General features: G+C 37.5%; 15 protein-coding genes. 7 read left to right on the top strand and 8 right to left on the bottom strand.

Features of this window, described 5'->3' with window-relative positions; genetic code table 11:
• Positions 1–4 precede the first annotated feature (4 nt).
• Complete coding sequence (locus IEX29_RS22710) at positions 5–760, bottom strand: ABC transporter ATP-binding protein (protein WP_188737530.1); 756 nt, start codon at positions 758–760, stop codon at positions 5–7.
• 160 nt (positions 761–920) lie between these two features.
• Here IEX29_RS22710 and IEX29_RS22705 point away from each other — a divergent pair, with 160 nt between their 5' ends.
• Together IEX29_RS22705 and IEX29_RS22700 are read left to right on the top strand one after the other, a co-directional pair.
• The gene (locus tag IEX29_RS22705) at positions 921–1,619 is read left to right on the top strand and encodes a response regulator transcription factor (RefSeq protein WP_204799065.1); all 699 of its coding nucleotides are present in this window, start codon (positions 921–923) and stop codon (positions 1,617–1,619) included.
• 1 nt (position 1,620) lies between these two features.
• Positions 1,621–3,024 (top strand): sensor histidine kinase, encoded by a 1,404-nt coding sequence (locus IEX29_RS22700; RefSeq protein WP_204799064.1) that lies wholly within the window; start codon positions 1,621–1,623, stop codon positions 3,022–3,024.
• A gap of 175 nt (positions 3,025–3,199) precedes the next feature.
• Here the strand turns inward: IEX29_RS22700 and IEX29_RS22695 are convergent, their stop codons facing one another.
• Genes IEX29_RS22695 through IEX29_RS22675 form a run of 5 tightly spaced genes read right to left on the bottom strand, consistent with a single transcriptional unit; the run spans position 3,200 to position 7,172 of the window.
• Positions 3,200–4,222 carry a HAMP domain-containing sensor histidine kinase gene (locus IEX29_RS22695; RefSeq protein WP_188737528.1) on the bottom strand — a complete coding sequence of 341 codons (1,023 nt, stop codon included), beginning with the start codon at positions 4,220–4,222 and terminating at the stop codon, positions 3,200–3,202.
• A complete protein-coding gene (locus IEX29_RS22690) occupies positions 4,219–4,908 on the bottom strand; it encodes a response regulator (RefSeq protein WP_188737526.1) in 690 nt (229 codons plus the stop codon). The genes IEX29_RS22695 and IEX29_RS22690 overlap by 4 nt, the downstream gene beginning before the upstream one ends.
• 9 nt (positions 4,909–4,917) lie before the next feature.
• Positions 4,918–5,631 (bottom strand): hypothetical protein, encoded by a 714-nt coding sequence (locus tag IEX29_RS22685; RefSeq protein ID WP_188737524.1) that lies wholly within the window; start codon positions 5,629–5,631, stop codon positions 4,918–4,920.
• 12 nt (positions 5,632–5,643) lie between these two features.
• Complete coding sequence (locus IEX29_RS22680; protein WP_188737522.1) at positions 5,644–6,423, bottom strand: DUF2705 family protein; 780 nt, start codon at positions 6,421–6,423, stop codon at positions 5,644–5,646.
• On the bottom strand, positions 6,420–7,172 hold the full coding sequence (locus IEX29_RS22675) for an ABC transporter ATP-binding protein (RefSeq protein ID WP_204799063.1): 753 nt from the start codon (positions 7,170–7,172) through the stop codon (positions 6,420–6,422). Before IEX29_RS22675 ends, IEX29_RS22680 begins: the two co-directional genes overlap by 4 nt.
• Before the next feature lie 238 nt (positions 7,173–7,410).
• Between IEX29_RS22675 and IEX29_RS22670 the strand changes: the two genes are divergently transcribed.
• Both IEX29_RS22670 and IEX29_RS22665 read left to right on the top strand, forming a co-directional pair.
• Entirely contained in the window at positions 7,411–8,328 is a 918-nt protein-coding gene (locus IEX29_RS22670; RefSeq protein ID WP_188737520.1) for a helix-turn-helix transcriptional regulator, read from the top strand.
• A gap of 61 nt (positions 8,329–8,389) precedes the next feature.
• Positions 8,390–8,755, top strand: coding sequence for a hypothetical protein (locus tag IEX29_RS22665; protein ID WP_188737518.1), 366 nt, complete (start codon positions 8,390–8,392; stop codon positions 8,753–8,755).
• A 106-nt stretch (positions 8,756–8,861) separates the two neighbouring features.
• On the opposite strand, the gene IEX29_RS22660 is transcribed toward IEX29_RS22665, so the two are convergent.
• The gene (locus tag IEX29_RS22660) at positions 8,862–10,628 is read right to left on the bottom strand and encodes a DUF2207 domain-containing protein (protein ID WP_204799062.1); all 1,767 of its coding nucleotides are present in this window, start codon (positions 10,626–10,628) and stop codon (positions 8,862–8,864) included.
• A gap of 654 nt (positions 10,629–11,282) precedes the next feature.
• Between IEX29_RS22660 and IEX29_RS22655 the strand changes: the two genes are divergently transcribed.
• Positions 11,283–11,570 (top strand): CD3324 family protein, encoded by a 288-nt coding sequence (locus IEX29_RS22655; RefSeq protein ID WP_188737517.1) that lies wholly within the window; start codon positions 11,283–11,285, stop codon positions 11,568–11,570.
• A 115-nt stretch (positions 11,571–11,685) separates the two neighbouring features.
• On the opposite strand, the gene IEX29_RS22650 is transcribed toward IEX29_RS22655, so the two are convergent.
• Positions 11,686–12,222 (bottom strand): AAA family ATPase, encoded by a 537-nt coding sequence (locus IEX29_RS22650; RefSeq protein ID WP_188737515.1) that lies wholly within the window; start codon positions 12,220–12,222, stop codon positions 11,686–11,688.
• 298 nt (positions 12,223–12,520) lie between these two features.
• On the opposite strand from IEX29_RS22650, the gene IEX29_RS22645 reads away from it, so the two are divergent.
• Positions 12,521–13,594 (top strand): RpnC/YadD family protein, encoded by a 1,074-nt coding sequence (locus IEX29_RS22645; RefSeq protein ID WP_188737513.1) that lies wholly within the window; start codon positions 12,521–12,523, stop codon positions 13,592–13,594.
• Positions 13,595–13,865: 271 nt separating this feature from the next.
• Positions 13,866–14,408: a PadR family transcriptional regulator gene (locus IEX29_RS22640; RefSeq protein ID WP_188737511.1), complete on the top strand. Its 543-nt coding sequence runs from the start codon at positions 13,866–13,868 to the stop codon at positions 14,406–14,408.
• The last annotated feature ends 182 nt before the right edge of the window (positions 14,409–14,590 follow it).

Genomic DNA, 14,590 nt, shown 5'->3' with positions numbered 1-14,590 from the left:
AGCATCATTGTAAATTCCCTCGCTCTTTATTATCAGCGTCAATCATAGCCAAAAAGGTATCCTCCAAATGGTCAACCGGATAACCCAGTTTCACAGCTTTATCCTTTAATTCCTCAAGCTGCCCCTCAAACAGCAATTTTCCCTGATTGAGGATGCCGATATTGTCAGCCATTAATTCAATTTCTGACAGTAAATGTGAAGAAACCAGCACCGTACAATCAAATTTTTCCGGCAACGAACGGATCAGACTGCGAATCTCATGAATACCGACCGGATCCAGTCCGTTTGTCGGCTCATCAAGAATAAGGATAGAAGGCTTGCCAATTAAGGCGCTGGCCAGTCCCAGCCTCTGTTTCATTCCGAGTGAATATTTCTTTGCCAGTTTTTTCTTTGCTTTTGTGAGCCCTGTAATTTCCAAAGCTTCGGAGACAGCAGAGCTGGGCAAACCTAAGATTCTCTGGACAATTTCCAGGTTTTCTTCCCCGGTAAGATTGCCATAAAAGGCGGGGCCCTCAATAAATGAACCAATATTTTTTAAAATAGCAATCCGGTTTTCAGGATACGTTTTCCCATTGATAGTAAAACTTCCGCTTGTCGGTCTTGTTAAGCCGAGCAGCATTTTCATCGCCGTTGATTTGCCGGCGCCATTTGGACCCAGGAAACCGTAGACACTCCCTCTTTTAATATGAAGATTTACTTCTGAAACAGCATGAAAATCGCCATAGCGCTTTGTTAAATTTTTTGTTTCGATAATATTCATTTGCATGTTCTCCTTTCTGTTGATAATCTCAGCATATCGTTCTCAGCTGACATTACCCTTCTCGTTACCTTACAATTCCCTTATATTTTCAAAAAAGGAACCGGAACTTGATGATAATGTACTATAATACATAATACAGGTATAAAGAGGGTGAATAAATATGGATTATATCAAACAAAAACGAATTTTACTGGTGGATGATGAAGCTGCATTATTAGAAATGGTAATTTCTATTTTAAAGAACAATGGTTTTCAACATATACGCACGGCAGAGACAATGAAAGAAGCAATTACAGTGGCAAACGACTATAAACCGGAATTCGCCATTTTGGATGTGATGCTGCCCGATGGAGATGGATTCGCTCTGTTAAAACACTTACGGGAAATGGCGGATTACCCGGTTCTTTTTCTCACTGCACGAGGAGAGGACGAGGATAAATTTGCAGGATTTGATTCAGGGGCTGATGATTATTTAGTGAAACCTTTTCTGCCAAAGGAGTTAATTTTTCGGATCATGGCCATTCTGCGGCGAAGCTACAAAGGGGAAAACCCCAAAGTTAATTTGAATCACTGTGAAATTGATTTTGAACGTGCAGCCGTCGTAAAAGAAGGGGAGGATATCCCGCTTACAGCTAAAGAATTCGAGCTCCTGTCAGCTTTGTATCGTCAGGCTGGACGTATTGTGACAATTGATGCGCTGTGTGAAGCTGCCTGGGGAGAGAATCCATTCGGCTATGAAAATTCGTTAATGGCACACATTCGGCGCATCCGGGAAAAGATAGAAGAAAATCCTTCTAAGCCTGTATCACTTTTAACGGTGAAAGGATTGGGATATAAGTTAATTGTGGAGGAACACTGAGATGAAAAGCGAGCTGAAAAGCATCTCCAAATTATCCATGCGATTTCTTGGGTTACTGATGATGAGTACCGTTATTTTAGCTGTACTGAATTTGTTATTTATCTCTATTTTTGCAATAAAGGAGGGTGCAGGTATCTCTCCATGGCAGGTAGCGAAAGATTCCGCTGAAGCAATTCAACAGGAAAACGGGAGCTATACATTATCGGAAGAAATGAAAGTAAAATTAAAAGAAGAGCAAGCCTGGGCCGTGCTTATTGATGATACCTCCGGAAAAGTGATTTGGAATTCGGATGATCTGCCGGAAAATATTCCAAAAGAGTATACATTATCTGATATCGCTTCCTTGACTAGAGGATATATGGATGGCTATCCTACTTTTACTGGAGAGGCAGAAGACGGATTGATAGTAGTAGGGTTTCCAAAAGACAGCTATTGGAAGTACATGCAGCCGGGCTGGGATTATCAATTTATCAAAAATATACCGATAACCCTGCTTATCCTTGTTATATGTAATATTGCTCTTATTTTCATCATCTATATGGCGACTAACTACAAGTTCTTGAAATCTGTCGGCCCGATTGTAGAGGGAATTCAATATCTGCCGAAAAAAGAGATGGTTAATGTGAAAGAGAAGGGTGCTTTATCTGAATTGGCAGCAAATATTAATCAGACCTCTGCTATTTTACAATCGCAGCAGCGGATGCTGAAAAGAAAGGAAGAAGCACGATCGAATTGGATTGCCGGTGTTTCACATGATATACGAACTCCTTTGTCCATGGTAATGGGCTATGTCGGTCAACTGGAAGAGGAAGATAAACTGGATCAAGAATCCAGGCAAAAAATAACAGTCATTCGAAAACAAAGCGAAAAAATGAAACAGCTTATCGATGATTTGAATTTAGCATCGAAGCTGGAATATAATATGCAGCCGATTCATTTAAAGGACGAAAATTTGGTTGCTGCTGTAAGAGAAGTAGCAGTGGAATTTATGAATATCGATCTCGAAGGAAAATATCCGGTAGAATGGACTGCGGATGAACAGGTATCTGTTTGTGTTATTCCAGCAGATAAATCCTTACTGAAAAGGGCAATCAGCAATCTGATTCAAAATTGCATGAATCATAATGAGGATGGATGTACTATTTACCTGTCTATTGATATAGGAGAAAGTAAATGTGTTATTTCGGTAGAGGATAATGGAATAGGGGCAACAAAGGAACAAATTCAGCACCTAAATAATACACCGCACTATATGCTTGGCAGTAATTCTTCCGGGGAGCTAAGGCATGGCCTGGGACTCTTAATTGTGAAGCAGATTATTTCTTCACATGGCGGGGAAGTTGTTATTGAGCAGAGTCATTATGGCGGTTTGGCTGTGCGGATGGTATTGCCAATAGCTGAATGATAGAGCCAGGCTGTTTTTAAATGCAAGCGTTTGTTATAACTAATGGGATAGAGGGTTATATAAACAAAATACATCCAAAAGATAGTCAATATTTTGTTTATAAAAAGGTAAAAGCATTCAAAGGATTTTCTTTCGAATGCTTTTCTCTATACCAAACAGGAATTACTGAATCAGATTAAATCCTTACAATTGGAAAAGTAATTTCGAAATATATCCGGCCATCTGTCACTGCTGCTGTTATTTTCCCATCCATCGCCTGGACCAGTGTATCTGTTATATAAAGCCCTAAACCCAGATGACCATCTGCATTGTGCAGCTCTTCCGTATAAAACCGTTCAAAAATCCTATGGATATGTGTGTTATGAAGGCGGGCTCCATCATTTGCAATTTGTATTTTAAAAGAAGAAGCGTCAAGAATTGTTTTAATCGACAAAAACTCTTTCGCATATCGGTAGGCATTGTTAAGAATATTTTGCAGCGCCCGGTCCAGCTGATAAATATCGATGCTGAAACTGGAAGCATTCTTGCTGTTAAGTTGATTTTCTAATTGGGCATGTATACCCATTGTCTGGCATTCCACAAGAATATTTTCCAGCCAGTCCACTGTCCATTCATAGCAGTTGATTGATTGGGTTTCCAAATGAATGGTGTCCGGTGTTTCATAGCTTAAGCTTAATTGGGTGGAAAGGTCATTTAATACATGAACCTTTTTTTGAATGACTTGCAGGTAAAGCTGCTCTTCCTCCGGGCTCTCTGCCATACCATCCTGTAAAGCTTCAATATAAGCGGAAATCGAGGCAATCGGTGTTTTTAAATCATGGGAAATGCTGTCGATAAAATGTTTACGTTCCTTTTCAAAGGATTGCTGCCGCTGCTCTTGCAGATGTAATGTATTTCTCATCTGGTCAAAAGCAGTGATAAAGCGGTTAAACTCATCATCTTTTTTGTATGATATCCGATGTGATAAGTTTCCTTGAGAAATTTTTTGAGCTTCCTCAGCTAAAATAGATAGAGGAGCAATCATTCGTTTTCTAACATAGGTAATCATCCAAAAAGAGAATAGAAAAAAAGGCAAGGTTGTTATCAGGATAATAATAAAAATAATATTTGATTGTGCCATCATAAAAGAAATAAGCAGCGGTATACAAGCAGTGATGATACACATCCAAATAAGTTCTTTTACAATACTCTGCTTCATTGTATTTCACCGTCGAAACGATAGCCTACTCCGCGTAAAGTAGTGATGTAGCTGCTGTTCCCCAGCTTTTCTCTGATTTTTTGTATATGAATCGTAACTGTATTGATATCTCCATATTCATGTATTCCCCAAACGTTGTCATAGAGTTGTTCTTTGCGGAAAGCCTGATTAGAAGATTGTGCTAAGAATGCGAGCAAATCAAATTCTTTCATGGTCAGGTTAACAAGCACGCCGTCCTTTGTTACCATTCTCGAAGACAGGTCAATAATAACATCATCAAATGCAATAATGTCACTGGAAGGAGAGGGGAAAGAAGCATATTCAAAACGTCTGAATAATGCTTCCACCCTTGCAACGAGTTCTTTAATCGAGAACGGCTTTGTCATATAATCATCAGATCCAATTTTTAACCCAAGCACTCGATCCACCTCTGTTTCTTTTGCACTGATAATAATGACAGGCACTACAGAGAACGCCCTTATTTGCTTTAGTATCTCCAGCCCCTCCAGTCCTGGTAACATTAAATCTAGTAAAACCATATCTGGTTGATACTGTTTGACAACATGCAGGGCTTGATCCCCCTGCTGGCAAATCAACACATCATAGTTTTCTCTAGTTAAATAATTTTCCATCATTTTAGCTAAATCTACATCATCTTCTACTACAAGTATTCTTTTCAGCTCCATTGGTACCTCCTAAGTAAATAAATCTTGTTTACTAAATATCTTTATCGTACCAATAAATAATAGGAAAGTGAAAATAAGATAGCAGCTAATCGAAATAATACCTGTTAACAGATTCGCTGAAACAAGATCATGTAAAGTGCTGACGTACATGGTTGGAAAATGAGCTGAAACCACAGGGTCAAGGCCCTCCATCAACGCCTGCAAGAGTATAAGTCCCAATGCCACGCCAATTGTGACGGTTTCTTTTCCGGAAATAGCTATAACAAAAGCCAGCATGGATGAATAGAAAAGAAGAGAAAGAAGAGCTCCACATAAAAAATAGGAGAGGTTGAAATAATTTAATTCGATTCCTGCTGCAAGAGAACCAATTGTGAGCCAGCTCGTTACAACGTGTATTAATAAGATAACTATTCCTAATAATGTCGCAACGATTATTTTTGATAAATAATAATGATTGCGGATGGATAATTTAGGGATAATGTTTTTAAATGTCTGCGAGTGATAGTCTGTTGACAGCAAATCAGCAATGAAATAGGCACAGATTATCCAATACATTTGCCTGAAGCTTCCAAACACCAGAATGAGAATATCTTCTCCTGCATTCGTATTTACCGCCGTGTAAATAGTTAAACCTGCTGTTAATAAAATAGTAAGTAATATCAATAACCGATATTTCCGGTTATAAAGCACATAAAATATGTCATGTTTTACTTGTTGAATCATGTACACCCTCCTTTATACATATAAATCCTGTTTTTTAAACAGAAAACAGCCTGCTGTTCCAAGTACGATAAGATAACCAACGAGTATACCGAAGCTGGTGACACTGTAGGAAATAGACTTTTCAAATAGATTAATATGGAAAAATAATAAGTGCTCATAAATCACATATTGTTTTATTTGATCATAGATAACGATATATTGTCCGACCAGCGTAGACAATCCCATCAGCATAGCTAAAGTAGCAATTCGCTGAATAACCTGCGAAACCAATAAAGCGATTAAACCAAAAATAAAATAAGCAAAAGCAAAGGCTAACCCGGCTAAAACCGTAACTCCTATACCCTGCCAACCACTCGTAGTTACAGAATAAAAAACAAACGTATCTCCCCAACCAAAGAACAGAAGGCCAACGACATAACCTATTAAAATAATGATAAATGTTAAAAGAAGTGAAAATAAAAAGATTGATATAATTCTCGATATATAATATTGAAATCTGGAAACAGAACGTAAAAGAACAAATTTGATTGTCCCGTTATTTCGTTCCTGTATTAAGATCTCTCCGACATAAATGGCAACAAAAACAGCTGTAAATGTAATACCAGCTTGGAGCATTTCCACAGGAAATGATTGACCATAACCGGCAACTACTGTTTTTCCCGCACCGTAAACCTTAAAAATAACACCTGTTAAAACATACATCGCAGCATAAATAAGTGTATAAACAAGCAGCATTTTGGACGTCAGCATGCGTTTAAACTCGAATGAAGTCAGTGTCCATATGTTCTTCATGATGTTAAATTCTCCTTTATACAGGCAAAAAATAAATCCTCTAAATTGTTGACCTGATAGACTCTGAATAATTCGGAAATATCTCCTTCTTCAACGATCTTGCCACTTTGAATAAAGGCTGCTTTATGACATAAATCCTCCATTTCCCGAAGCATATGACTGGAGATAAGGAACGTAATTTTTTCTTTCTCTGCCAATCGTTTAATTAACGTTTTCATCTCCCGAAGTCCCATTGGATCTACGCCATTCGTCGGTTCGTCCAATATAATTAAGCTGGGGTAGCACAATAGGGCATTAGCAATTCCCAGGCGTTGCTTCATCCCTAAAGAAAATGTTTTCACCTTGTTATCCTTGGCTTCTTTCAGGTCAACAATGGACAGAACTTCATTGATCCTTGTTTTCGGCACTTTGACAGCAGCTAATTTAGCACTAAGACTTAAATTTTGCCTTGCTGTAAGATGAAGATAAAAAGCAGGATTTTCTATAATACTGCCTACTCTGGAAAGGGCTAAAAAGGAATCATTTTTTATGGAATGTCCGTCAATCAATATGTCGCCGGAATTAGGAAAAATCAATCGGGTAATCATTCTTAATGTTGTTGTTTTTCCCGCTCCATTTGGTCCGAGAAAGCCATAGATATCACCTTTTTGAATTGAAAAATGAATATCATCAATTACGGTTTGCCTGTCAATTTTTTTGTTTAGATTTCTAATTTCTAAAATAGACTCTTTTTTATTTGCCTGCATCATTTGCTCATCTCCTTTTTTTGATACTGTAAATAGTAGCAAAGTAAAATAAGCTGAGCGTATAGTGAACATAAAGTTTTGATAAAGTATGGTTTTTGGAAAGAGGCAGATAGTTTTCAAATTATAATGGTATAATGACAGCATTACTTGGCAGGGTATTCTGTGCTATAACTATATTTAAACGATATAAACTGTCTAATAGATTCAGTAAAATAAAATATATTAGAAAGGAAACTCTTATATGAAATTAGAAAGACTAATGTATATTCTAATCGCTCTGTTGTCCCAAAAAAGAATCATAGCAAAAGAAACAGCTGAGAAGTTTCAAGTTTCCGTTCGTACTATTTACAGGGATATTGATACATTAACTTTGGCAGGTATCCCTATTTATTCCGAAAGGGGAAATAATGGCGGTTTTTTTCTGGCGGAGAAATACAAAATGAATGCTTCTTTATTTACTGAAGAAGAGCAGAAATTTATTAAGAACATAAGCAGGAATATCAACAGGATGATTCGTTATCCTAGTGTTGATATGCTTGAAAAAAAGATGGATTCTTATAAATCAGACAACCCGGTCAGCAGTCATTACTTTTTTGATTTCAATTCCTGGAATTTGGATTCAAATAATTTGGACAGGATTGACGCTGCTTTGCATCAAAAACGGCTCGTCGAGTTTGTGTATACTTCAAAGAAGAAGCAAACTAAACGTACAGTGGTTCCATACCATTTGATCTTTAAAATGAATGCCTGGTACTTATTAGGTTTTTGTTTGGAAAAAGAAGCGCTGCGCTTTTTTAAACTATCCAGAATCCGGGATTTGGAAATGACGGAAGTGAATTTTGATGAATCGTTACATAAAAAGCTGAGCTATCAAGAGCTGGAGAAAATGATCGACCCAGAGAGATTGCTAAAAAAAGAAATTATCCGGTTAACGTTTTCGTTGGACGCCGCTGCAAAGGTATATGATTATTTTCAAGCTGAGGAAATCACAGAACAGGAAAACAATTTGCTGGTAGCAGCACAAAGAATAATCAATCAGGAGCTGGTTGACCTTCTTCTTAGTTTTGGAAATCATGTAAAGATTCTCGGTCCATCTTCTTTACAAACAAAAATAATAACGATTCTGCAAAAAAATCTCGGGCAATATGACAATACGTAGTCATATTGCCTTTGCTAAGATGACTTTTGTAAGGAACACAATCATCTTAGGAGGTAATTTTATGGTTACAGAGAATTTAGTCAAAGCGTATTTTCAATCGATTCATGACGGGGATTGGGAAAGCTATGTTTCTAACGACATAACCTATGTTGTTTTGGATAGTGCCGATGCTATGAAGGGTAAAGATTTCTATTTAAAAGGAGCAGGACAATTTTTCTCGTTAAGTACTGCATTGGAGACAAAGCAGTTGATTATTCAGGGAAATGAGGCTGCTGCTATAAACCGTTATACACTTCAGTCTCTGTCTGGAGCAGAAAAGCAGTTAGATGTTGGAGAATTCCTGTCTTTTAATGAAACTGGTAAACTGACAGCTTCCTCTATTTTCTTTGATGCGCAGACTTTTAAAGAATTTATTGGACAAACCTAACTTCAAAGAAAACTATCCTAAAAAAGCTCAAATTACTTTTGAGCTTTTTTAGGATAGATAATTGATACGATATGGTTATTAAAGCTGGGCACGAAAGAGGTTTTGTCTAGCGGATTCCGCCACCGCCGCCGCCACCAGCTCCACCGCCACCGCCGACGCTTGTAACACCGCCGTTTCCGCTCGACGCACTAATAGATGAAGTACTGGAATGAAAGCCGCCGCTGGCTAAGCCTGTAGTTAAGATTGTACGGGTGTGGACAGTTCCGTACCAATAATTAAGGTATACCAAGTCCTCTTCATAGTTGTTTTCAGGAACGAGAGCTTCTAATTTTTTAGATACTTTATCACTTTTACCAAGTAAAACACTCCATAGCATCATATCTTTTAGTGAAAGTGGCTTAGAAGCATTTGTAAATTGATTTATATCTGCTTCGCTTAAATAGTTATTAAATTGTATCAAACGATCTGCCAGTTTGTCTCCCTCATCACTTGGTACCGTAATAGATTGTAAAAATCCAGCTGCTTTAATTTCTTTAAAAGAAAACAATCCTTGCTGCTCTAGATAAGCTTCGGAGTAGTCCTTGAGATAATCAGCAAACGTACTGACTTCCTTTGCATACTGTTTACTCCATTTTTGGATGGCTTTTTCTGTGACAATGCCATTCCTGTCAGCAACATCTAAGAGCATCGTCCATAGACCAGTTTCATATGATTCGTCATATGTTTCGCCATCAATTTGATCCGTTAGTTCTCCAAAGGTTATTGGATGCTTATCCCGTTCATTTTTAAAATCGTTAATAGCAATGGTCGATTGATATTTTTTCCCGAAAACCTTACTTTTTTCTTCTGCTTCAATAGAGATTTTCTTATTCACTGACCATTTCAAAAGATAAGCTTGAAAAATATCTTCAAAATACCCCAGTTGCATCTGAGTTAGAAGGGCACTTAAACCTGCATAGTCTTCTCCTTCGAAAGGCACGGCCGCATATGTTTTACCTTTGTTTTCTGCCACCCGTTTATGCAGCGGCTTCATTGCGCCGGCTTCTCTTTTTGCTTTATTGGTTTTAAGGATAATTAAAAGGGTACCAATACCGATTAATAATATAAAAACAACGACTACGCTAATGATGATAGTAGCAGCCCTGGAATTGTCGCTTGTATTATAGGCAGACCCATCCATTGCCTCTTCTTGTTGTTCGGCTAACGTCATGTCTTCTGTTTGCTGCGCTTGAAAGAAATCATCTGGAAATTGTGCCAAAACAATCACATCTCCATCAACTTCCTCGTCTGACTCCCATACAATGCGGCCATCTGTGAGTTGCATGTCATTAGCGAAACCGAAGCCCCAGTAATTTACCGTTTCAGATGTAAACGGCTGAAAACCTGTAATTTCAACTGTCAAATTTTGAGCAGGAACATCTGAAAAGGTGTCAAAGTTCCAAAGCATTCCCTGCCCATCATCTAAATTACGAACAAGGTTAGAAAGCGTGTAGGTTATGGTATACGAATTTTCACCGTACTCTCCGATCCCCCAAACTAATTCAACCCCATCGCTGGTAGATATTGTTCCATATTTTCCTGCCTTTTCCTCCTGGGAAGCATCGGAGTCCCAATCAGGCTCCTCTGTAAACCCTTCAACTGAAAAATCCAATACTTCTGAATCATCAAGATTGGCCATATCAATGAAAAACTCCGTACCGTTATCTATATTCATTTGACGATGTTCAGTAACAACGCCTGAGCCATCTTCCTGCAGTTCTACTTCAATATGTAAATCGTTCATCTGATTTTCCGCAGATGCTGTGAGTGTAAGTCCCATGTTAATAGTGATTACCATCGTTAAGGCAACAAATATCTTTGTCCACATACTCATTTGTGTCCATCGCTCCCTTTCGTTATTATAATGTTATCCTTCATAAATGTATTGTATATTTTATACCCTTTTTTCAGCGCTGATAATCGTAAATCTATCCTGTTTAGGTGGAGAGAGGACTCTCGGCCTCAAGGAATGTGCAGAAAGAAGCCTAGCTGAAGCCGTCCCCGTGGAAAGCGTAGTGGTTGGTCGGAGCGGCGCTATACACAATTTTCATTTCAATAGAAGGATGATTTAACAAAATGCAAGCAGGATAATAAAGAACATGTTCATCCTGGAATAGGAAGGTATAGATGCTTGTTCTCAGGTATGAAAGTTGAGTAATAAATATAAAAAGTGGTAAAAAATAATTATAATCGTTCTTCCCCTTGTTCGAGCAGGGGATATATGAGTTAATAAGGGTGTCGGACCGATAATATTTCGGAAAGGAGGCTGATTTAAATTGATCACAAAATATGAGGTGATTTCCGCATAGCGGAAATCATAAAACACGGGGCCGCATTAAAATTGCGGTCTCCTTTTCTTTCCCAAATTAATGTATACTAATAGTGAAAAGGCTTTCGTAAAATAAATTAAAATGAGAGGAGTTTTAATGATGAATGAGAAAATAATGCAAGATCGACACATACATCTTCATAGAAAGGATGTTCTTGCTTGTCATATAAAAATGGAAAAGAGGTGCTTCCGCCTCATTTATTGAAGGAGCTCCAGAAATATATTCAAGGAGAGCTTATCTATATTCCAAAACAAACCAGTCAGCGTGCAGGATGGGGAGAAGCCAACGGGTCGCGTATCGCCCTAGCCAAAAGAAACGAGGAGATCTATAGATTATACAGAGAAGGCCGTTCATTTGAGGAATTGGAACAAACCTATAATCTATCGATGGACAGTATTCGTAAAATTGTCTATAAAACACGTGAGATGAATGGTGAAATAAAATAATGATAAGCGTTTTTAATCTGAAAGAACAGTACTCACTAACATGTTAATGAGTACTGCTCTTTTTATGCAGGATATTTTTGGGCGACAGAAAGTAATTACTAAGTTGACACATATGTTACAGCTCACATCGAGTTTCAAAATTATTTATAAATTTCCTGAGCTCTTTTCCAGAACGAATATGGATGAATAGAAGCTGGTCTTGGAATCTGCCTCTTAATGCCTCTATACGGGAATCATTCTCTTTCTTATAATTCCAAACAAAACGAAGAAAAGAAAAGTATAATCTATCCGGATTACCGTGCGGATTTTTCTTTCCTTTATTTTTTACATAGCGCTTGAGTATACGATATAGACAGATACTGCGGGGAAAATCTAACCAAATAACCATTTCTGCGCGCTTCATACGCAATTCCATTGTTCTTCCATAATTACCATCAATAACCCATTGGTCTTTCTGTATTTCTTCCTTCAATTTTGCATCAAAAACTGCCTGAGAGGTATTCGTTTCATTATCGATCCATTGAATGCTGTCTAAGTGTACTAAAGGAATGTTTCCAATTTGAGCAATTTGTGTGGCTAATGTTGACTTACCTGAACCGGGACATCCAATGATTAATATTCGATTGGCGGTTGAATTGTTGACTTCCATCATAATCCCTCCCAATCTTTTAAAGAGCATGTAAACTCCTCTATTAAAATACACAATAGCTCATACCATGGTATCACAACTGGCTTAAAAAAAGGACAAGCGATTTTTCTACTGATAAAAGTATTACTAAAAACTCAATATGAATATCATTTCCTGGTTGAAAAACGTAAAAAATTGTACTAAAAACCCATATATATAGTCAGTATGTACAGAAGAAATCCTGTTTTGCGCTTTTGCTTTCCGTGCACAAAGCCTATACGATTAAAACAAATTTATTATTACTTGAGGATGTGATAAAATAATGCTGACAACAATAAAAGAAAATAAAAAGACTTATCATGAAAAGAACACAGATTACGATGGACTTTGGAAAAATTTGATTGAAGAATTATTTCAAGAATTTATGGAATATTTTGCACGGGATTTATATCCCGAAATTGATTTTGAAAAAGGAGCAGATTTCAAAAATCTGGAGCTTTTTCAGTTTGTTATTGATTCGAGAAAAGGAAAAAATTATACGGATAAACTAGTCAAGGTGCTGCTGAAAAACGGAGAAGAAAAATATGTCTTCATTCATATTGAAGTGCTGGCCATTGGCGGACAAGACTTTGCAGAACGCATGTTTAAATACTTTTACCGCGTCTACGATAAATACAATCACCCGATTTATTCCATCACGCTTTTAACTGATGCCAGCCATCAGCACCATGAAGATACGTTCCATTATTCTTTTTATGGCACAATGCTGACCTATGCCTATAACACCTACCGATTCTATGGAAAAGCTGAGGAAGAGCTGAAAAAATCTGATAATCCATTCGCTTTAGCTGTTCTTGCAGGAATCTATGTCAGTAAAAATAATGACAGGACAGACGAGGATAATGAAAAAAGGTTCCAATTTAAACAGAAGCTCATCAGCCTGGCATTCGAAAAGTACTCACATCGCGAAGCCTATCTTTCCGCCCTGTTGTATTTTATTGATTATATCCTGCAGATACCGACGGAATTACAGGAAAAGCTGTACGACTCATTACCAGTTGCACAAAACGAAAAGGAGGAAGGAAAAATAATGGGAATGGAAAAGTTAAGAGACACACCGACATTTGGAAGATTGTTTAGAGAAATTGAGGAAGAAGCGACAAAAAGAGGCATGGAAAAGGGAATGGCAAGAGGTGTGGCTGAAGGTATAGAAAAAGGTATCGAACAAGGGATGGTGCAAGGTATAGAGCGAGGCGTCGAACAAGGAAAGAAAGAAGCAGAACGAAATTTTGTGAAAAAGCTTTTAGACAGGGATTATACGGATGAAGAAATATCTGAATTAACCAGCCTAGAGCTTGAGGAAATAATTATACTTCGAAAATCATTTGAAAATTAATATAATACAACTGCGAGGGAACCTATTTCTGTTAATTATTTCACATTAGCAATAATAGGTTCTTTGAATTACTGCTATTGAGTACAAGATCTTTAATTATAAATGATATTGAGGCATATTTTTATCTTTCAAATGGGAGCTATCGAAAACGGTAAAGTAAATAATCTGCAATAAAGCTGGATAAACGTTTTGTGCATTTATATTCTGAATAATTGACATTCTTATATAATCATTATACAATACTCAACGTTAAGTAAAGGGTGTGACTTTGATGACAAGATTACTTGTACTGGGTATGTTAGATACGAAACCGATGTCCGGTTATGATATTCAGCAGGCACTGCGAATGACAGATGCAGAAAGATGGGGCGGCGTATTAATCGGTTCGATTTATCATGCGCTCAAAAAATTAGAAAAGGATGGGTATATTGCAATTGACAAGGTGGAGCAAACGGGTCATCGGCAAAAGTTTACCTATCGAATCACAGAAGAAGGAAAAAAGCATCTGAAAGATTTGGTTCGAGAGGCATTAACCAGCTCATCCGTTCAATATCCTGCCTCTTTATATACAGGCATCTCTTTTTTTGATAAGCTGTCCGTAGAAGAAGCACGTCAAGCTTTAGAACAGCAGCAAATAACGTTGGAAAATGAATATAGAAGCGTCCAGGCGGGCTGGAAGGAAAAAAAAGCGGCAATAGAAGGCAATATTCCTCCCATGGTGCAGCTGGTTTTTGATAATATGTTTGCTACTATCAGACAGCAGCAGGATTTCGTCGAGAAAGCATTGATATACTTAGAAAAAAATGATCAGTAATTCTCCCTCTTAATTGAGAGGGAGAAAAAAATATATTTATATTCAACGTTGAGTAATCAATGGAGGGTAAATTATATTTTATTCGGAATGGATAATAGCAGTGACATAAGTAAGATAATAAATTACTGCGGTTATCGGTGGAGGCGGCGAGCTAGCGAGGCGGTAAAAACAATTATTTCTTT

The sequence above is a fragment of the Oceanobacillus neutriphilus genome (assembly GCF_014645515.1).
GTDB lineage: Bacteria > Bacillota > Bacilli > Bacillales > Amphibacillaceae > Oceanobacillus > Oceanobacillus neutriphilus.
The sequence above is the reverse complement of the archived record's forward strand: the minus strand, read 5'-3'. Positions and strand labels throughout refer to the sequence as shown.